Below are 18,077 nucleotides of genomic sequence, written 5' to 3'. Positions count from 1 at the left end.
ATCACCAGTGAACGCCATGACGGCCAGAGGGCCGACTACTCTGTCCCCATGGTGACGGGCGGGCAGGTCGTTCAGATCGACGGACGCCGCCTGCGCGTGACCAACCTCGAGAAGGTCGTATACCCGGAGTCGGGGACCACCAAGGGCGAGATCATCGCGTACTACGCGCAGATCGCGCCGGTCATGCTGCCGCACCTGCGCGGACGTCCGATCACCCGGCGGCGCTGGGTCGGCGGCGTCGGCACGGCGGACGCCCCGGCTGAGGGCTTCTTCGCCAAGCAGCTCGATCAGGGCGCACCGGACTGGGTGCGACGGATGCCCATCGAGCACTCCCGGTCCAGCAAGGACTATCCGCTGGCCGACGATGCGGCATCCCTCGCCTGGTTCGCGCAGATCGCGGCGCTGGAGCTGCACGTCCCGCAGTGGCGGTTCACGCACTCCGGCGGCCGGGGCCTGCCCGATCGGCTCGTACTGGACCTGGATCCCGGCCCCGGCACGGGCCTCGCGCAGTGCGCGGAGGTGGCGCGCATCGCGCGCGGCATCCTCACCGGGATGGGGCTGGCCCCGATCCCCGTGACCAGCGGCAGCAAGGGCATCCACCTGTACGCGCGCCTGCCGGTCTCCCCCGACGGCACGGGGCTGCGCACCAGCGAGGAGATCTCCGCCGTCGCCCGCGAGCTCGCCCGCCACATCGAGGCCGACCATCCGGACCTCGCCACGTCCAGCATGGCGGCGTCCGCCCGCGTCGGGCGGGTGTTCATCGACTGGAGCCAGAACAGCGCCTCGAAGACCACCGTCGCCCCGTACTCGCTGCGGGGGCGCCCCCGCCCGACGGTCGCCGCACCGCGCACCTGGGCGGAGCTGGCGGATGCCGACCTGCGGCACCTGGAGCTCGACGAGGTGCTGGGTCGGGTCGCGGCCGGCATCGACCCGCTGGCGAGCCTCGCCTCGTCCAGCCCCGCGCTGGCGGCCTACCTCGCCAAGCGCGACGCACGGCGCACGCCCGAGCCGATGCCGGGCGCGGCGGCCGCTCCGGTGGCCGGTGCCGCCGGACCGCCGCGCTTCGTCATCCACGAGCACCACGCCCGCAGCCTGCACTTCGATCTGCGCATCGAGCGCGACGGGGTGCTGGTGTGCTGGGCGGTCCCCAAGGGCGTCCCGGAGTCCCCCGCCCGCAATCGGCTGGCGGTGATGACCGAGCCGCACCCGTTGGAGTACCTGTCGTTCGAGGGCGAGATCCCCCGGGGACAGTACGGCGCGGGGTCGATGACGGTGTGGGACACCGGCACGGTGGCGGTGGAGAAATGGCGCGACGACGAGGTGATCGGCACGTTCACCGGACAGCCCGGCGGCAGGCTGGGGTCGGCGCGCCTCGCGCTCATCCGCACGAACGGCGAGGGCGAGAAGTCGCAGTGGCTGCTGCACCGGATGAAGGAGCCCGCCGCGCCCGTCGACGCCCCCACGGCCGGAGAGGCGCCGCCCCGGATCTCCGCCATGCTCGCCGAGCCCGCCACCCCCGCCATCGCGCGCGGGCTGGACGGGTGGGCGGAGATCAAATGGGACGGCGTCCGCGCGATCGGCACGTGGTCCGACGGGCGTCTGCGCCTTCGCGCGCGCAGCGGCACCGACATCACCGCCCGCTACCCGGAGATCGCCTCCGACCGGGCGCCGCGCCTGCCCGTGGCAGACGCCGTCGTCGACGGCGAGATCGTGGCCTTCGACTCCGGCGGCAGACCCAGCTTCTCCCACATGCAGGACCGCATGCACCTCACGCGCGAGCACGAGGTCCGCGCGGAGGCGACGCGCACGCCCGTCGTCTACGTGCTCTTCGACCTCCTGCGCCTGGACGGTCGGGATCTCACGCGGATGCCGCTGCGCGGGCGTCGCGAGCTGCTGGAGCAGCTGGCGCTCGGACTCGACCGGCCCCTCCTCGTGCCGCCCGTGTTCGACGACCTCGATGCCGCCCTCGAGGCGAGCGCCCGGTACGGCCTGGAGGGCGTCGTCGTGAAGGACCCGCGGTCGCCGTACCGCTCCGGGCAGCGCTCCTCCTCCTGGTTGAAGATCAAGCACACCCGCATGCAGGAGGTGGTGATCGTCGGCATCCGTCCCGGCCACGGTGGCCGTGCGGGCACGTTCGGCTCGCTGCTGCTGGCCGTGCACGAGCAGGGCGCCGCGGATCCGGCTGTCCCGGGCCTGAGCTACATCGGCAGGGTCGGCACGGGTTTCACCGACCGGATGCTGCGCGACCTGACCGCACGCCTGCAGCCGCTGCGCATCGATGAGCCGATCGTGCGGGATGTCCCGGCCGCCGACGCCGCGGACGCCCAGTGGGTGCGGCCCGAGCTGGTCGGCGAGGTGGAGTTCGCCGGGTGGACACCCGGCGGCATCCTCCGTCACTCCCGCTGGCGGGGCCTGCGGCCGGACAAGTCCCCCGAGGAGGTGCGACGGGAGGCGTGACCGCGTGCGCGGTCAGGCGTGCGCGGCCTCGCAGTCGTCGTGCCCGGCGGGCTCGAGCTGGAAGGTGGAGTGATCGACGTCGAAGTGATCCACGAGGCACCCCTGCAGTCTCGCCAGGAGCTGCGCGGAGCCGCCGGAGGCGAGCACGGCCGCCTCGACGGTGACGTGCGCGGTGAACACGGGGGCACCGCGGGTGAGCTGCCACACGTGCACGTCATGCACGTCGACGACGCCCTCATACGCCTTCAGGTGCGTGCGGATGTCGTCGACCGACGTGCCCTTCGGCGCCGACTCGGCGAGCACCGAGAAGACCTCCCGCAGCAGCGAGATCGCCCGCGGCAGGATCATCACGGCGATCACGAGCGAGGCGATGGCGTCGGCGGGCATCCATCCTGTGACGACGATGACGACGGCCGCGACGATCACCATGACCGAGCCGATCAGATCGCCCATGACCTCCAGGTAGGCCCCGCGCACGTTGATGCTGGTGCGCTGCGCCCTGCTGAGCAGCCACATCGAGACGGCGTTGGCGATCATGCCGATCACGGCGACGGTGAGCATGAGGGGCCCGGCCACCTCGACCTCGCCCGGGTCGATCAGCCGTCCGATGCCCTGGACCGCGACGACGATCATGAGCACGGTGAGGATGATGGCGTTCACGAGCGCGCCGAACACCTCGGCGCGCTGGTAGCCGAACGTTCGCCGGTCATCGGCGGGCCGCGCGGCCACGGCCGTCGCGATCAGCGCGATCACCAGGGCGGAGGCGTCGGTGAACATGTGCGCGGCATCGGCCAGCAGTGCCAGTGAGCCGGACAGCACGGCGCCGACGACCTGCACGACCATGACCGTGGCCGTCAGCGCGAGCGACACCGCCAGCAGACGCCGGTGAGCGGCGTCGCGGATGCCGCCTGCGGCGGGCGCGTGATCGTGCATGCCTCCAGGCTAGGCCGGAAGCACGCCCCTCGCGCGGGTTCTGCCCAGTCGGGAACGGTAACGGTTCTCAACAGCGGGGGCTGGAGACAGCGGATGCTAGAGCTCCGCCAGCAGCGGGATCAGGGCGCGGAAGGCGCGGGCGCGGTGCGACTGCGACTGCTTCTCGGCATCCGTGAACTCGCCGACCGTGCGCTCGACTCCCGGCGCCTGGCCGTCGGGGATGAAGATCGGGTCGTAGCCGAAGCCGCCCGATCCGGATGCCTCGTGCGCGAGCCGCCCGGGCCAGACGCCCTCGACGGTGCGCTCGGAGCCGTCGGAGCCCACCAGCGCGATCGTGGAGTGGAACTGCGCGGAACGGTGCGGGTCGGCGATGTCGCGCAGCTGGTCCAGGAGCAGTTCGAGGTTGGCCGCGGCGTCCTTGCGCTGTCCTGCCCAGTACGCCGAGAAGACGCCGGGCGAGCCGCCCAGCACATCGACGCAGATGCCGGAGTCGTCGGCGAGCGCCGGCAGCCCGGTGTGCGCGGCGGCCGCACGCGCCTTGATGAGCGCGTTGGCGGCGAACGTCACGCCGTCCTCGACGGGTTCGGGGCCGTCGTAGCCGACGACCTCGAGATCGGGCCGGGTGGCGGCGACGATCTGCTGGAACTCGGCGACCTTGTGCGGGTTGTGCGTGGCGAGGACGATCCTCACGCCCGGCCCCCGGCATCCGTCTCGGCCCCCAGCGCGCCCAGCTGATGCTCCTTGAGCTCCGCGCAGCCGTTCACGCCGAGCTCGAGCAGGGCATCCAGCTCCCGCTTGTCGAACGGCACGCCCTCGGCGGTGCCCTGCACCTCGACGAACAGTCCGCGACCGGTGACGACCACGTTCATGTCGGTCTCCGCGCGCACGTCCTCGACGTATGCCAGGTCGAGCATGGGCTCCCCGTCGATGATCCCGACCGAGACCGCGGCGACGGTGTCGAGCAGCGGCGTGGAGTTCTTCCCGATGAACTTCTTCTCCCTGCCCCACTCGATGGCGTCGGCCAGCGCGACGTAGGCTCCCGTGATCGCGGCGGTGCGGGTGCCCCCGTCGGCCTGCAGCACGTCGCAGTCGATGACGATGGTGTTCTCGCCGAGAGCCTTCGTGTCGACGACCGCGCGCAGCGCGCGGCCGATGAGGCGCGAGATCTCGTGCGTGCGCCCTCCGATGCGGCCCTTGACGCTCTCCCGGTCGTTGCGGGAGTTGGTGGCGCGCGGCAGCATCGCGTACTCCGCCGTCACCCAGCCCTTGCCCTTGCCGGTCAGCCAGCGCGGCACGCCGTTGGTGAACGACGCCGTGCACAGCACCCTCGTGCCGCCGAAGCTGATCAGCGCCGACCCCTCGGCATGGGCGGACCAGCCGCGTTCGATGGTCACCGGACGGAGCTGGTCGATGCGGCGGCCGTCGGCCCGGACGATGTCTGACATGGTGTCCTCTCGAAGAGTGTCTGGAGATCGGGTTCTCGGGAGTTCAGGGGCGCAGTGCGTCGACGTCCTCGAAGCCCGACAGGTCAGGCAGCGTGATGACGCCGGTCTGCACGAGCTGCACGTCGCGCACCTCGTGGCCCATGAGCCGGTTGGCGAGCACGGTGAACTCGTCGGCGGAGGCACCGGTGGCCTCGTAGGTGTACGACGCCACGGCCGTGCTCGAGGCCAGCTGGTCGCGCCGCACCAGCTGGCGGTACACGTCGGCGGCGGTCTCGTCGTCACTGGAGACCAGGGAGACGCCGTCGCCCATGACGTAGCTGATCGCGCCGCGCAGGAACGGATAGTGCGTGCAACCGAGCACGAGCGTGTCGACGCCGGCGTCCCGCAACGGCGCCAGGTAGTCCTCGGCCGTCGCGAGCACCTCCGGGGTGCCCGTGATGCCGGCCTCCACGAACTCGACGAAGCGCGGACAGGCGGCGGTGAACACCTCGAGCCGCTCGTCGACCTCGAACATGTCCTGGTACGCGCGCGAACCGATGGTCCCCACGGTGCCGATCACGCCGATGCGGCCGTTGCGCGTGGTCGACACGGCACGGCGCACCGCCGGTCCGATCACCTCCACCACGGGCACCTCGTAGCGCTCCCTCGCGTCGCGCAGCATCGCGGCGGATGCCGTGTTGCACGCGATCACGAGCATCTTCACGCCCTGGTCGACGAGCGTGTCGAGCACCTCGAGGCTGTATCGGCGGACGTCGGCGATGGGCTTGGAGCCGTACGGCGAATGGGCGGTGTCACCCACGTACACGAAGGACTCCCGCGGGAGCTGCGCGCGGATGGCCCTGGCGACGGTGAGTCCTCCGACTCCGGAGTCGAAGATCCCGATCGGCGCGTCGTTCATGATCCCCCAGCCTACTCGGCCGCTATCGGGCCGAGCCCGCACCGAGCGCGGGTCGGGGCGTCAGCGCGCGGCGGGCGGCGCGGGCGGCGACGAGGCTCGCCGCGGATGCGGTGATGGTGGGGCCCGGATCGTCGGCCGCCAGTCCCACATTGACGGCGACCAGACCCGGAAGCCGGACGCGCAGGTGGTCCAGCACGGCGCGCTGCGCGGTGCCGGGGTCGATGCGGTCGACGAGCGCCACGGCCTGCCCGTTCCCTGTCGCGTCGACGGCTGCGGTGATCTCGGCCTCGGACGCGTCCGACGCGTCGTCGGCGTGGAGCCGGATGATCTCCCCTCCGGCGGCGAGCGCCTGCGCGACATGCGCGGCCGCGCTGTCCACCGCGAGGCTGGAGGCGCGGCGCAGGTCCAGCACGGCCGTCGGCGCATCGGCGAAGGCCGGCAGCACCCCGTCGACGCGGAGGGCACGGCCGGAGACGGCATCCCCGTCGAACGGACGGTCGGCGACCGGGCCACGGGAGCGCACGACCGCCGCCAGCTCCACCACGCGACGCGCGGCCTCCTCCACCCGTGAACGCGGCAGCGCACCCGAGCGGAGGGCAGCGACGACGGCATCCCGGGCCTCGAGGTAGTCGTGCTCGTCCTGGTCGGGCAGCATCGCCTCGCCGGGGTTGGTGGGATTGCCGATGCACAGCAGGTCGGCACCGGCGGCGAGGGCGCGCACGGCTCCCCCGCCGATCCCGACGGTCTCGCGGATCGCGGCCATGTCCAGCGCGTCGGTGATGATCACCCCGTCGAATCCGGCGTCGCGCAGTCGCGCCAGCACAGCCGGGTTGAGCGTGGCGGGGTCGCGTCCCCACTGCGGTGCGCGGATGTGTGCGGTCATGATCGCCCGCACCCCGGCGCGGACGGCGGCGGTGAACGGCGGCAGATGCACGCGCTCGATCTCGTCCTGGCCGATCTCGAGACTCGGCAGGCCGTGGTGCGAGTCGACGTGCGTGTCGCCATGACCCGGGTAGTGCTTGGCGCAGGCGGCGAGCCCGGTGCCCTGGATGCCCTCCACGGCGGCCGCCACGTGCCGGGACACGAGCTGCTGCGTCGAGCCGAAGGACCGCACACCGATGACGGGGTTGCGCGGGTCGGTGTTGACGTCGGCGACCGGTGCGAGCACGACGTCGGCGCCGATGGCGTCCACCCGGCGGCCGATCTCATATCCCGTCGCGCGGGTGGCCTCCACATCGTCCAGCGCGCCGAGCTCCGCCGCGCCGGGGAGGGTCGAGCCCGTCGTCGTCTCCAGCCGGGTGACGCTGCCGCCCTCCTCGTCGATCCCGATCAGCGCGTGCGGGGCGATGGCGTGGATCCGCGCGCTGAGCGCGGCGGTGTCACCGCCGAGGTTCTGGGCGAAGTACACCGCCCCGGCGAGTCCCGCGGACAGCGCGTCGGCCAGCCAGCCGGGCACCTCCCGCCCCAGGAATCCCGGCCACAGCACACTGTTGGCCAGTCGTTCCAGCTCGTCGGGTTCCGCCATCCTCGGCTCCTTCCGCGTTCGGCCCACGGAGTATCCGGAACCGTGATCAGTATCGCCGATCCCGCGCCGATACACTGTGCGGATGAGCTCTGCGTTCCTCACCGACCGCTACGAACTGACCATGCTCGCCGCCTCGCTCCGCGACGGCACGGCGAGCAGGCCCTCCGTCTTCGAGCTGTTCTCGCGTCGGCTGTCGGGTGGTCGGCGCTTCGGCGTGGTGGCCGGCACCGGACGTCTGCTCGCGCTGCTGCGGGACTTCCGCTTCGGTGAGGAGGAGCTGCGGTTCCTGCGCGACGAGGCCGTGGTGGATGCCGAGGCGCTGCGCTACCTGGAGCACTACCGGTTCACGGGCAGCATCCGCGGCTACCGGGAGGGCGAGCTGTACTTCCCGGGATCGCCGATCCTCACCGTCGAAGGCTCGTTCGCCGACGCCGTGGTGCTGGAGACCCTGGCGCTGAGCGTGCTCAACCACGACTCGGCCGTCGCCACCGCGGCCTCCCGCATGAGCATCGCCGCCGGGGAGCGCCCGCTCGCGGAGATGGGCTCGCGCCGCGCCGCCGAGCAGTCGGCGGTGGCGGCCGCCCGGGCCGCGTACATCGCCGGCTTCAGTGCGACGAGCAACCTCGAGGCCGGACGCCTCTGGGGCATTCCCACGATGGGTACCGCCGCGCATTCCTGGACGCTGCTGCACGACAGCGAGGAGGAGGCCTTCCGCGCCCAGGTGGACAGCCTCGGCATCGACACGACCCTGCTCGTGGACACCTATGACATCCGCCGCGGCGTCGAGACGGCCATCCGTGTGGCGGGCACGGGGCTCGGCGGGGTACGGCTGGACTCCGGAGACCTGCCGATCGTCGCCGCGGAGGTCCGGGAACAGCTGGACGAGCTGGGGGCGACGAGCACGAAGATCACGGTGACGAGCGATCTCGACGAGTACGCGATCGCCGCGCTGGCGGCATCGCCCGTCGACGCGTACGGCGTGGGGACCTCTGTGGTCACCGGCTCCGGGTATCCGACGGCGGGCATGGTCTACAAGCTCGTCGCGCGGCAGGACGCCACGGGCTCGTGGGTGGCGGTCGCCAAGGCATCCGCGGAGAAGGTCTCCAAGGGCGGCAGGAAGGCGGCGTTCCGCACTCTGGCCAACGGCACCGCCATCGCCGAGACGATCTCCGTCGCCGACGGCTTCGAGCAGGTCGATGACGGCGCCGCCCACCCCGATGCGCGGGCGCTGCAGGTCGTGCTCGTCGATCATGGTGAGATCGACGGCTCGCACGAGGGCCATGCGGGCACACTGGCGGCTCGCGAGCATCACCTTCAGGTGCGCGAGGAGCTCCCGGTGCGGGCGCTGGCGCTCAGCAAGTCCGACCCGGCGATCCCGACCGTCTTCATCGACGTCGACTGAACCCGGTCCCGGCGCTAGCCGACCATGCTCTCGTAGATCTCCTTGCACGTCGGGCAGATCGGGAACTTCTCGGGGTCGCGGCCAGGGGTCCACTTCTTGCCGCACAGGGCCCGCACGGGCTTGCCGGTGAGGGCCGACTCGAGGATCTTGTCCTTCTTGACATAGTGGGAGAAGCGCTCGTGGTCGCCGGGCTCGAGGTTCTCCTCGCGGAGGAGCTCTTCGAGTTCGCGATCAAGTGTTGCCACTCCACCCTGATCGGGGCTGTCCAGCGGAGTACTCATGCAGCGATTCTAGCCGTCGCCGGGTACCGCGGATCAGGTGGTCTCGACGAACTCCATGAGGCGCGCGCCACGGCGCTCGAAGATGGATCCGCCGATGCCGGCGCCGACGACGAGCACGACGACGCCGGTGAGGGTCCCGCTCCAGAACGCGGACAGCGCGTGCCCGTCGCCGTCGACCACGGTGAGCACGAACAGCCATATGGTGGGCGCGCTCGCCACGAGTGCGCCCAGGAAGGTCCCGGCGGCGCCGAAGGATCCGTGCGACGAGGAGCGCTGCGGTTGCTGGAAGGGGCTGTCCCCGGGGCGGGACACGGCGTAGGGCGCGACGACGGAGGAGATGCTGGACATCCCGAATCCCGTCAGCAGCAGTGCCGCGGCCAGGCCGATCATCGGCAGCAGCAGCCGCCACTCGCCGATGAACGCCAGCGTGACGGAGATCGCCACGGCGAGCACGGGAACGGCCACCAGGAGAACGGGGACCAGCCTGCCGAGCCGGTCGGGCACGCCCCGTACGCCGCTGGCGACGTGGATCCACAGGGCGGTGGAGTCGTAGGCGACGTCGTTGTGCGGCAGCCAGCCGAAGAACAGGGCCATCAGCGGCACCGGGATCAGCGCGGCGGCCCACGGCGGAACACCGGCGACCATGAGCGGCAGCACGGTGAGCACTCCCGCGATGGGCACGATGAGGACGTTGACGATGTAACGGCGGTCGCGCAGCCAGTACACGAGGCTGCGGGCCGCGACGGCTCCGAACGCGTTCGTCGGCAACACCGAGAACCAACCCAGGCCGGTGCGCTCGCGCACCGTGTAAGGGCGCTCGATCGTGGTGAGCATCCGTCGCACGAGATAGATCCAGAGGGCGAGGAGCCCCGCCAGGGTCGCCAGACCGATGAGACCACTCGCCCATGCCGCCCCGACCTCACCGGCGGCGATGTGGAACAGAAGCGCCTGCGGCGCGGCCAGCGGCGTGAAGCCCACGACGGACGTCGCGGAGGCCACCGCGTGGGGAACGTGGCCGTCCCACCGCATGGAGGCGAAGTAGGCGGCCACGGGGAAGGCGATGACGATGATCGGGATCGTGAACAGCACCGTCAGCTCGCGGGAGCGCCGCTCGGGCAGGGCGATGGCGCTGACCGCCATGCCGATCCGTGCCGCGAGGGTCGTGGAGATGACGCTGACCGCCCCCGCGAGGACCGCGAGCGGCCAGGCGACGCCGTCGAAGGAGATCACCGTGATGATGAAGAAGGCGTGCACGACGATGAGGGCCGTACTGGGGACGCTGACCAGGGAAGCGAGTGCGAGGATCCACGGCATCCGCTTCTCGTCGACGCCGAAGGGGCCGAACCTGCGCGGGTCGAGCTGGTCGGGCACGCCGGTGAACATGGGACCGAGCAGGAACGCGACGAACGCCGCCGCCGAGCTCAGCACGATCACGGTGCGCGCGGTGGGCAGGGGCGCGCTGCCCAGTCCCAGCACAGCGATGCAGATCGCGGCCGTGACGGCAACGGTGGCCACCAGCGCGAGCACCGCCCGCACCGGTCGTTCCCCGCGCACGGCTCCCGCGAGCAGAGCGAGCCTCAGTCGGAGAACGTGTGCAACCACTCGAGGCCCTCCACTTCGCCTCCGACGCCGGCGAGCTCGACGAATCGCGCGGCGAGCGACTGTCCCGCCCGCACCTCGTCGACCGTCCCCTCCACGAGCACCTCGCCGTCGACGATCACCGCGACGCGGGAGCAGACCTGCTCGACGAGATCCATGCCATGGCTGGAGAGGATCACCGCGCCGCCGTGCGAGACGTAGGAGCGCAGGACGTCGAGGATGATGCCCGACGACACCGGATCGACGGCCTCGAACGGCTCGTCCAGCACGAGCACGCGCGGCGAGTGGATGAGGGCTCCCGCCAGCATGAGCTTCTTCGTCATCCCCGCCGAATAGTCGGAGACCACGCGCCCGAGAGCCTCGGTCAGGTCGAAGGCGCGCGCCAGGTCGGCGGCGCGCTTCTCGATGACCGGGCGGTTCAGGCCGCGCAGCTGCCCGTAGTAGTGCAGCAGCTGCCGTCCGGTGAGTCGATCGAAGGTGCGCAGCCGGTCCGGCAGCACGCCCATGACGCGCTTGGCCGCCAACGGGTTCGCCCGCTGATCGATGCCGCTGATGTGCACGCTCCCCGCATCGGGGCGCAGCAGTCCGGCGATGATGGACAACGTGGTGGTCTTGCCCGCGCCGTTGGGCCCGACCAGGCCGTAGAAGGTTCCGGCGGGCACGGTGAGGTCGATGCCGCCCACGGCGGTCGCGTCGCCGAAGCGCTTGACGAGCCCGCGGATGCGGACGGCGTCCGCGCCCCCGAAGGCCGGTGTCCTCTCGGCGGCTTCCGCCGCGGGAGAAGGAGCCGGTGGGCTCTCGGGGACGGGCGGCGCGGCGGGCGCGGGTGGCGCGGCGGGCCCGGGTGACGTGGAAGCCGTGCCGGGCTCCGATCCCGGGATCCCAGACGCGGGGACGAAGGTCACGAGCGGTGCTGTGACGTCACGGGGTGCCGCATCTCGCTCTGCGGAGACCTTCGATGCGACATCGGCGGATGCCGTCGTCGTGCCCTTCTTCTCGGCCGAGGTCTTCGCCGAGTCCGTCCTCGCCGCGGTTGTCCTCGCCACGGTCTCCTCCGCCGTGCGCTGGGGAGCCGCGGTCTTCGCGGCGGCGGCGCTCGACGCCGCCTTCTTCGCCGTGGAGGGCTTCGAGGCCGCGGACCCGGCAGTCGTCTTCCTCGCGACGGGGGCCTTGGCGGCGGTGGACGCGGATGCCGTGGACTTCGCCGCAGTCGTCTTGGACGCGGCAGTGGTCTTGGACGCCGCGGTCTTCTTCGATGCCGCAGTGGACGTGGACGCCGCCGTGGACGTGGACGCTGCCGTTTTCTTCGACGCGGCAGTGGACTTGGACGCTGCGGTCTTCTTCGACGCGGCAGTGGTCTTGGACGCCGCAGCCGTCTTCGACGGAGCGGCCTTGGTCGCAGCAGTCCGCGACGCCGCAGGCCTGGACGTCGTCGTCCTCGCCGTGGACGTCTTCGACGATGCGGCCCTGGCGGCGGCGGACTTCGCTGCAGTCGTCTTGGACGAGGCCGACTTCGAGGTCCTGGTCTTCGACGCCGGGGCCTTCGACGTCTTGGCCGAGGCGCCCTTCGACGCGGTGGTCGTGGCCGCGCCCGTCTTCCGCGCGGCAGGCTTCGCCGCGGAGGCGTCCACGGCGTCCGGCGTACGGGCATCCGACTCCGTGCTCGGGGAGGGCGCGGCTGCGCTGCCCGCGCTCCTCGGCTGGGAGGAGGTGTCGTCGCGGTCGTCCTCGGAGTCGGGTGCAGCTGTCACGCGTACTACGGTATCAAGCGCGCATCAGCGGATCCGGGAGTTCCGACGCATTCCGACCCGCCTCGTCACGCCCTCGCCGAGTCTGTGCATCGCATGTGCGAACGATCACGAAACGGCAACGGCGACCGTCCCGTCCCGGGGTCTCCCAGGTGTGCTCACTAACATGAGATCGGCACGAAGAGGTGTCATGTCGATGAATCGACAGTGAACACCATTTCCTCTAGGAGAAGCCGTGACTCTTCAGACCGTCATCCTCGCCGCAGGCATGGGCTCGCGCCTCGGTCGCGCGCTGCCGAAGCCGCTCACCGAGCTCAGCGACGGACGCACGATCATGCGGCAGCAGCACGACAACATCCGCGCCGTGTTCGGCCGCGAGGCGCGCATCACCGCCGTCGTCGGCTACCGCGCCGAGACGATCATCGAGGCGTTCCCGACGGCGAAGTACGTCCACAACGAGCGCTACGACGTCACCAACACCTCCAAGAGCCTGCTCCGCGCGCTGAACGCGACGGGGCGCGCGGGCGTGCTGTGGATGAACGGCGATGTGGTCTTCGACCCGCGCATCCTCGGGCGGGCGATCGAGTTCATCGAGCGCGACCAGTCCTTCGTGACCGTCAACACGTCCAAGGTCAGCGACGAAGAGGTCAAGTACACCGTCACCGCCGAGGGCTTCATCAAGGAGCTCTCCAAGACCGTCAAGGGCGGTCTCGGCGAGGCCGTCGGCATCAACTACATCTCCTCCGCCGACAAGAAGTCCTTCATCCGCCAGCTGCAGCGGGTCGATGACCAGGACTATTTCGAGCGCGGTCTCGAGCTGGCCATCGCCGAGGACGGGCTGCTGCTCGAGCCGATGGACGTCTCCGACCTGTACGCGGTCGAGGTCGACTTCGCGGAGGATCTGGAGCGCGCGAACCTGTTCGTGTGATGCCGGGCCCCGCGCGGAGGCATCGCCCTCGCCGTCCTTGAGGGGTTTGGCCGCTGCAGGCGCTCGACGACCAGGTTTGCGGCGGTGATGACTTCTCCTTCGAAGAGCCGGGAGAGCTCTTCCGAGCCGATCCCCACCCACGCGCCTGTGGATGACTTCCGCGCGCGAGAAACGCGGGAACGACCCGCCGGTGCCTCTCCCGGCAGACGTGGTCATCCCACTGCGAGATGGCGCGGTGCGTGGCTCAGCAGCAACGGGGCGCCCTCGGTCACGAGCAGGTTCTCCTCGAGCTTCAGATTGCCCATCCCCGCGCGATAGACGCCGGGCTCGATGGCGATCGTCATCCCGGCGACGAGCTCGTCCTGTGCGCCGGCCTCGAAGCTCGGCCACTCGAAGGACGTGGCGAGTCCGATACCGTGACCGATGCGGTGACGAAGGTCGAAGCCCTCCTTGCGGAGGCGCTCCGCGTAGATGTCGTGGAAGCGATGCGCCGGAGTCCCCGGCACCGCGAGGGCGGTCAGCTCTTCTGCGACTTCCAGGACCATCGCCCAGTACCGCTCCTGCTCCGCCGTCGGTTCGCCGATGACGAAGCTGCGCCCCGCATCCGCCTGATATCCGCGGTACTGTGCGCCGATATCGAGCAGAACGGTGTCCCCTTCGCGCAGACGACGAGAGGTCGGGCGACGGATCGCGGACGCCTGTTCGAAGCCGCTGATCACGACACTCTCGAAGCTCAGGCCCTCGGCATCGCGCAGCGCGACAGACGACAGCTCCGCGGCGATATCGAGCTCGGTCACAGGCTCCGCGGCGAGCTCGCGCGCACGGTCCAGCATCCGATCGGTGACCGCGCATGCGCGCTGCAGCAGAGCAACCTCCAGGGGTGTCTTGACGCGCCGCTCGCGCTCCAGCGCCGGACCGAGATCGACCAGCTCAGCACGTGCACTCAGCTCGACATGCATCCGATGAGGGAGTCTCTGCATGCCGATGACCCCGATGCGCGACCCGCCGTTCAGAGCCTCCCGCACATGATCGAGCACGAGATCCTCCGGCTCGTAGGCGGCTTCCCACTCCTCGAACCCGGAGGCCGCACGCGACTCGTCGATCTGCCAGGAGAACTGAGTGACCGCCCACTGGCGCTGCTCGGAGACGATCAACCAGGCGTCGCCGATGACCGGGACGAAATCGGTGAGGTACCGGAACATCTGCCGATGCTCGGGAGAGGCGAAGACGACAACGGCAGCGCAACCGGCCCGATGCACGATCTCACGCAGTCTTTCACGCCGGGAAATGAGTTCGACCTGCCACTGCGCCTCATCGAACGCCGGGAGTCCATCGAAAGCCACCGGCGCGCCCATGCGGAATTACCTCCTCGTCCCGAGCGGACCATGACCCGCACGGGTACGGCTTCGTCAGCCTCCCGAGCGGCTGACGCCGCTTCATTGACAACTACTGATCTGATCAGTAATCTAGCCAGAATCCGCATCAAAGACAAGGATGTCGGCGCCACGACGAGGACGTAAGCAGAAGGAAGCCATGCGCGCATCTCTCACTCTCACCGCATTCACCGCGATTGCAGTCACCGCAGCCCTCACAGGATGCGGCAGCCAGGGCGACGGTGGTGACCCCGCAAGCCAGGAACTCGTGATCGGGAGCATCAATGCCCTCACCGGAGACCTCGGCGCGTACGGCCCTCCGATCAACCGCGGCATCGAGGTCGCAATCCAGCAGATGAACGAGGCGGACGCCGGCATATCCGCCCGTTTCGAGGACGCTGATTCCGAATCCCGGGCTGAAGGCGCCGTATCCGCAGCCCGCAAGCTCGTCGGATCCGGCGCTGCCTGCCTCGTCGGCCCGCTCACGACCCCCGAAGCCCTCGCTGTGCTCAACGGGGTCACCAAGGCCCGGAAGATCTCGATATTCCCCGAAGCGGGATCCGTCTCGTTGCGCGACGAGGACGACGACGGCACGATCTTCCGGGTGATGCCGCCCGACAACCTCCAGGGGCGTGCCCTCGCGCAGGCGGTCAGCGATGGCATCGGCGGCGCAGCCGGGAAGAAGATCGCCTTCGCCTACCAGAACTCCGCCTATGGGAAGGGCCTCCTCGACAGCTTCAGCAGTGCGTGGGAGGCGGCCGGCGGCACGATCGATCTCACGCTGGGCTACGCGCCCACTGCGCCCACATTCGAGTCGGAAGCGCAGAAGCTCACCGCCGAGGACTATGACGCCCTCGTCGCCGTCGACTACCCGGAGACCTTCGGAAAACTTGCCGATGCCCTGCTCCGCACCGGCAAGTACGACCCCTCCAAGCTCTACGTCACCGCGTCGCTCGGACTCTCGCCCATCCCGGATGCGATCTCACCCGAGGCCCTCGAGGGTGCCCATGGCGTGCGCCCCGGCACCATCACCGACACCGATGCCGCGAAGGACTTCGACGGGCTCGCCAGCGCGCACGGCGAGCGCGGAGCCTTCGACGCACAGGGCTTCGATGCGGCGATGCTCTGCTTCCTGGCCGCCGTCGCCGCCGGATCCACCGACCCCGCGGACATCAACAGCCACATCGCGGATGTCGCCAACGCCCCCGGTACCGAGTACACCTATCTCGAGCTGCCCGAGGCGATCGCCGCGCTGAAGGCCGGCGAGGACATCGACTACACGGGCGCCTCCGGGCCGATCGAGCTCGACGACAACGGTGACTCCGCCTCCGGGCTCTACGAGGAGTTCGTCTACAAGAGCGGAGAGCTCACCGTCCAGCGCGAGATCAACGTGGAGTGATGAGATGATGACCAGACGACTCCTTCGCGGCGCACAGGTCGTCGACGTGGTGAACGGCGGCGTCTCCCGCTACGACATCCTCGTGACCGGCGACCGGATCTCAGAAGTGGTGCCGCCCGGATCCTTCTCATCCGATGAGGATCTGGAGACGATCGATCTCGATGGCTGCTGGGTCACGCCCGGACTCATCGACATGCACTGTCACCTGGCCCTCATCACCGGCCCGACGCCTCCGGTCTCGCTGTTCCTCGACAACGGCGTCACCGGCATCCGGGACCCCGGTGGGCCGATCGCCGTGCAGAGCGCCATCCGGCAGTCCGTGGCGGAAGGCACGCTGGATGGCCCGAAGATCTGGCTCTCCGGCGAGATCTTCGATGGCTCGCCGGTCGTCTGGCCCTCAGCGAGCCGCGCCGTCGACGATCCGGATGCCGCGCGCGCCGCTGTGCGCGATCAGGCTGCACGAGGCGCCGACTTCGTCAAGGTGTACAACCACATCACCGACGAGGTGCTCCGTGCCATCCTCGACGAGGCGGCCAAGGTCGGCATCCCCGTCGTCGGCCACGTCCCCCGCTCCATGGGGATGCCGAGAGCAGTGCGCGCGGGACTGCGCAATCTCGAGCACGTGCGCATCGCCGCTCGTGATTTCCTCCCCGAGGAGGAAGCCCGAGTCATCGATCCCCTCCCCGTCACCGAGCGTGAACCCCGTCTGTGGTCTCGTCTCGACGTCGAAGCCCCGTGGGTGGATGACCTGATCGCCGAACTCGTCGAGCATGACATCACGCTCGACCCCACCCTGCTCATCGACGAGGTCGTCTTCGGTGATCGATCCATCGACATCGACCATCCCGACAACGCCTTCCTCCCCGAGTACGTCCGACTGGCCTGGGAGGCGGACTCCATGGTCACCAGCCTGGTGGTCGACCCCGAGTCTCGACGGCTCTACGACACCGGGCGGATGCGCGTGCGGCGTTTCGTCGAGAAATGCGTCGCTGCGGGCGTGCGCATCGTGGCGGGAACGGATGGCGTCGGGCTCGGGCGCCTGCTGCCCGGATTCGCCGTGCATCACGAACTCGCATTGCTGCGCGAAGCCGGGCTGAGCGGGACTCAGGCGCTCGCAGCAGCCACCCATCAGGCGGCTCATGCCCTGGGCGCGGAGGATCTCGGAGAGATCGCCGCCGGAAAGCGGGCGGATCTCGCCGTATGGCGAGTCGATCCCACCCGGGAGCACCTACGACCGGAGCATCTGCGTCTGCTGCTCGTGGACGGCGTCGTCCGACGCTCCGACGACTAGTCTCCCGCGATCCCCAGTTCGGCACCGACGACCAGAGGGCGCATCTGCGCCCGGGTCTGCTCCAGGCTCTGCGTCATGAGCTCCGCCGCACCATCGGCGTCCCCGGCTGCCATCACCTTCACCAGGTCCGGGTGGTCGTCGTACACCGGATCCAGCAGATCGGGACTGCTCGCCAGCAGGTGCATCACCCGGGAGAGGTCATCGAGCAGTGTGTCCACGGCGGACTCGATGCGCCGCACATTCGACAGCTCGGCGATGTGCAGGTGGAACTCGTGGTTGAGTGCGAGCACTCGGGTCGCGAAGTTCTCCGGTGGTGCGTCCCGGAGCTCGTAACCGGCCTGCGCAAGGGCGTCGAGGCGTGCGATCGAGCACTGCTTCGCGGCGATGCGCCGGGTCGCCAGCCGTGTGGCCTCGGGCTCGAGGAGGAGCCGCATCACGAAGACTTCCTCGAAGTCGCGCGCGTTGACATGCGTCACCTGGTACCCGACACGCGGCATGGCCTTCACCAGCCCGGCCTGGGACAACCGCTGCAGGGCCTCGCGTGCCGGGCCTCTGCTCACCGTGAAACGCGAAGCGAGGGTTCCTTCCACGAGGAACTCGCCCGGGGCTATCCGGCCTTGGATGATCTCGTCCTTGAGCGAGTCGAAGACCCACTGCGCGACGCCGATCCCCTCTGGTCTGTCCTGCGTATCCATCGTGTCCCTTCGCGCTTGCCTCCGCCTATCGTCTCACTGAATGGCCATATTGACCATCACTGAATACATCAGTAATCTGATCAAAGCTGTCCAATCCTCGCCC

16 protein-coding genes are annotated in these 18,077 nt (G+C 70.0%); 6 read left to right on the top strand and 10 right to left on the bottom strand.

Going from position 1 to position 18,077, the window contains the following annotated elements; translation table 11 throughout:
- Positions 1–48 precede the first annotated feature (48 nt).
- The gene (locus ABD770_RS11015) at positions 49–2,457 is read left to right on the top strand and encodes an ATP-dependent DNA ligase (RefSeq protein WP_344819607.1); all 2,409 of its coding nucleotides are present in this window, start codon (positions 49–51) and stop codon (positions 2,455–2,457) included.
- A 12-nt stretch (positions 2,458–2,469) separates the two neighbouring features.
- On the opposite strand, the gene ABD770_RS11010 is transcribed toward ABD770_RS11015, so the two are convergent.
- The 5 genes from ABD770_RS11010 to ABD770_RS10990 form a co-directional block, all read right to left on the bottom strand.
- The gene (locus ABD770_RS11010) at positions 2,470–3,390 is read right to left on the bottom strand and encodes a cation diffusion facilitator family transporter (RefSeq protein ID WP_344819606.1); all 921 of its coding nucleotides are present in this window, start codon (positions 3,388–3,390) and stop codon (positions 2,470–2,472) included.
- Between the two features lie 96 nt (positions 3,391–3,486).
- Positions 3,487–4,080 (bottom strand): RdgB/HAM1 family non-canonical purine NTP pyrophosphatase, encoded by a 594-nt coding sequence (gene rdgB / locus ABD770_RS11005; protein ID WP_344819605.1) that lies wholly within the window; start codon positions 4,078–4,080, stop codon positions 3,487–3,489.
- Positions 4,077–4,835 carry a ribonuclease PH gene (rph, locus tag ABD770_RS11000; RefSeq protein WP_344819604.1) on the bottom strand — a complete coding sequence of 253 codons (759 nt, stop codon included), beginning with the start codon at positions 4,833–4,835 and terminating at the stop codon, positions 4,077–4,079. Before rph ends, rdgB begins: the two co-directional genes overlap by 4 nt.
- Positions 4,836–4,878: 43 nt before the next feature.
- The gene (murI, locus tag ABD770_RS10995) at positions 4,879–5,733 is read right to left on the bottom strand and encodes a glutamate racemase (protein ID WP_344819603.1); all 855 of its coding nucleotides are present in this window, start codon (positions 5,731–5,733) and stop codon (positions 4,879–4,881) included.
- A 22-nt stretch (positions 5,734–5,755) separates the two neighbouring features.
- Entirely contained in the window at positions 5,756–7,258 is a 1,503-nt protein-coding gene (locus tag ABD770_RS10990) for a glycoside hydrolase family 3 protein (protein WP_344819602.1), read from the bottom strand.
- Positions 7,259–7,340: 82 nt separating this feature from the next.
- On the opposite strand from ABD770_RS10990, the gene ABD770_RS10985 reads away from it, so the two are divergent.
- Positions 7,341–8,660 carry a nicotinate phosphoribosyltransferase gene (locus tag ABD770_RS10985; RefSeq protein ID WP_425562752.1) on the top strand — a complete coding sequence of 440 codons (1,320 nt, stop codon included), beginning with the start codon at positions 7,341–7,343 and terminating at the stop codon, positions 8,658–8,660.
- A 14-nt stretch (positions 8,661–8,674) separates the two neighbouring features.
- On the opposite strand, the gene ABD770_RS10980 is transcribed toward ABD770_RS10985, so the two are convergent.
- From ABD770_RS10980 to ABD770_RS10970, 3 genes are read right to left on the bottom strand one after another with little or no spacing between them, the layout of a single operon-like run.
- Entirely contained in the window at positions 8,675–8,941 is a 267-nt protein-coding gene (locus tag ABD770_RS10980; RefSeq protein ID WP_344819600.1) for a DUF3039 domain-containing protein, read from the bottom strand.
- A gap of 33 nt (positions 8,942–8,974) precedes the next feature.
- On the bottom strand, positions 8,975–10,543 hold the full coding sequence (locus tag ABD770_RS10975; RefSeq protein ID WP_344819599.1) for a hypothetical protein: 1,569 nt from the start codon (positions 10,541–10,543) through the stop codon (positions 8,975–8,977).
- Positions 10,519–11,586: an ABC transporter ATP-binding protein gene (locus ABD770_RS10970; protein ID WP_344819598.1), complete on the bottom strand. Its 1,068-nt coding sequence runs from the start codon at positions 11,584–11,586 to the stop codon at positions 10,519–10,521. The genes ABD770_RS10975 and ABD770_RS10970 overlap by 25 nt, the downstream gene beginning before the upstream one ends.
- On the opposite strand from ABD770_RS10970, the gene ABD770_RS10965 reads away from it, so the two are divergent.
- A complete protein-coding gene (locus ABD770_RS10965) occupies positions 11,525–12,499 on the top strand; it encodes a hypothetical protein (protein ID WP_344819597.1) in 975 nt (324 codons plus the stop codon). The two genes, ABD770_RS10970 and ABD770_RS10965, sit on opposite strands and share 62 nt — an antisense overlap.
- 24 nt (positions 12,500–12,523) lie before the next feature.
- The gene (locus ABD770_RS10960; protein ID WP_344819596.1) at positions 12,524–13,216 is read left to right on the top strand and encodes a phosphocholine cytidylyltransferase family protein; all 693 of its coding nucleotides are present in this window, start codon (positions 12,524–12,526) and stop codon (positions 13,214–13,216) included.
- 212 nt (positions 13,217–13,428) lie between these two features.
- Here the strand turns inward: ABD770_RS10960 and ABD770_RS10955 are convergent, their stop codons facing one another.
- The gene (locus ABD770_RS10955; protein WP_344819595.1) at positions 13,429–14,571 is read right to left on the bottom strand and encodes a M24 family metallopeptidase; all 1,143 of its coding nucleotides are present in this window, start codon (positions 14,569–14,571) and stop codon (positions 13,429–13,431) included.
- Positions 14,572–14,749: 178 nt separating this feature from the next.
- On the opposite strand from ABD770_RS10955, the gene ABD770_RS10950 reads away from it, so the two are divergent.
- Both ABD770_RS10950 and ABD770_RS10945 read left to right on the top strand, forming a co-directional pair.
- Positions 14,750–15,988, top strand: a complete 1,239-nt coding sequence (locus ABD770_RS10950) for an ABC transporter substrate-binding protein (protein WP_344819594.1) — start codon at positions 14,750–14,752, stop codon at positions 15,986–15,988.
- Positions 15,989–15,992: 4 nt separating this feature from the next.
- Positions 15,993–17,279 (top strand): amidohydrolase family protein, encoded by a 1,287-nt coding sequence (locus ABD770_RS10945; protein ID WP_344819593.1) that lies wholly within the window; start codon positions 15,993–15,995, stop codon positions 17,277–17,279.
- Here ABD770_RS10945 and ABD770_RS10940 read toward each other — a convergent pair.
- Positions 17,276–17,974, bottom strand: a complete 699-nt coding sequence (locus ABD770_RS10940) for a GntR family transcriptional regulator (RefSeq protein ID WP_344819592.1) — start codon at positions 17,972–17,974, stop codon at positions 17,276–17,278. The genes ABD770_RS10945 and ABD770_RS10940 overlap by 4 nt on opposite strands.
- Between the last annotated feature and the right edge of the window lie 103 nt (positions 17,975–18,077).

Origin of the sequence: Microbacterium soli (assembly GCF_039539005.1) — a bacterium.
GTDB lineage: Bacteria > Actinomycetota > Actinomycetes > Actinomycetales > Microbacteriaceae > Microbacterium > Microbacterium soli.
This window is presented reverse-complemented; position numbering and strand designations above follow the sequence as displayed.

Bases quoted from the DNA above. Each gene is read 5' to 3' on its own strand.
- ABD770_RS10985 (WP_425562752.1), top strand. From the start codon at position 7,341: ATGAGCTCTGCGTTCCTCACCGACCGCTACGAACTGACCATGCTCGCC.
- murI (WP_344819603.1), bottom strand. From the start codon at position 5,733: ATGAACGACGCGCCGATCGGGATCTTCGACTCCGGAGTCGGAGGACTC.
- ABD770_RS10945 (WP_344819593.1), top strand. From the start codon at position 15,993: ATGATGACCAGACGACTCCTTCGCGGCGCACAGGTCGTCGACGTGGTG.
- ABD770_RS11010 (WP_344819606.1), bottom strand. From the start codon at position 3,390: ATGCACGATCACGCGCCCGCCGCAGGCGGCATCCGCGACGCCGCTCAC.
- ABD770_RS10955 (WP_344819595.1), bottom strand. From the start codon at position 14,571: ATGGGCGCGCCGGTGGCTTTCGATGGACTCCCGGCGTTCGATGAGGCG.
- rph (WP_344819604.1), bottom strand. From the start codon at position 4,835: ATGTCAGACATCGTCCGGGCCGACGGCCGCCGCATCGACCAGCTCCGT.
- ABD770_RS10950 (WP_344819594.1), top strand. From the start codon at position 14,750: ATGCGCGCATCTCTCACTCTCACCGCATTCACCGCGATTGCAGTCACC.
- ABD770_RS10940 (WP_344819592.1), bottom strand. From the start codon at position 17,974: ATGGATACGCAGGACAGACCAGAGGGGATCGGCGTCGCGCAGTGGGTC.
- ABD770_RS11015 (WP_344819607.1), top strand. From the start codon at position 49: ATGGTGACGGGCGGGCAGGTCGTTCAGATCGACGGACGCCGCCTGCGC.
- ABD770_RS10990 (WP_344819602.1), bottom strand. From the start codon at position 7,258: ATGGCGGAACCCGACGAGCTGGAACGACTGGCCAACAGTGTGCTGTGG.
- ABD770_RS10980 (WP_344819600.1), bottom strand. From the start codon at position 8,941: ATGAGTACTCCGCTGGACAGCCCCGATCAGGGTGGAGTGGCAACACTT.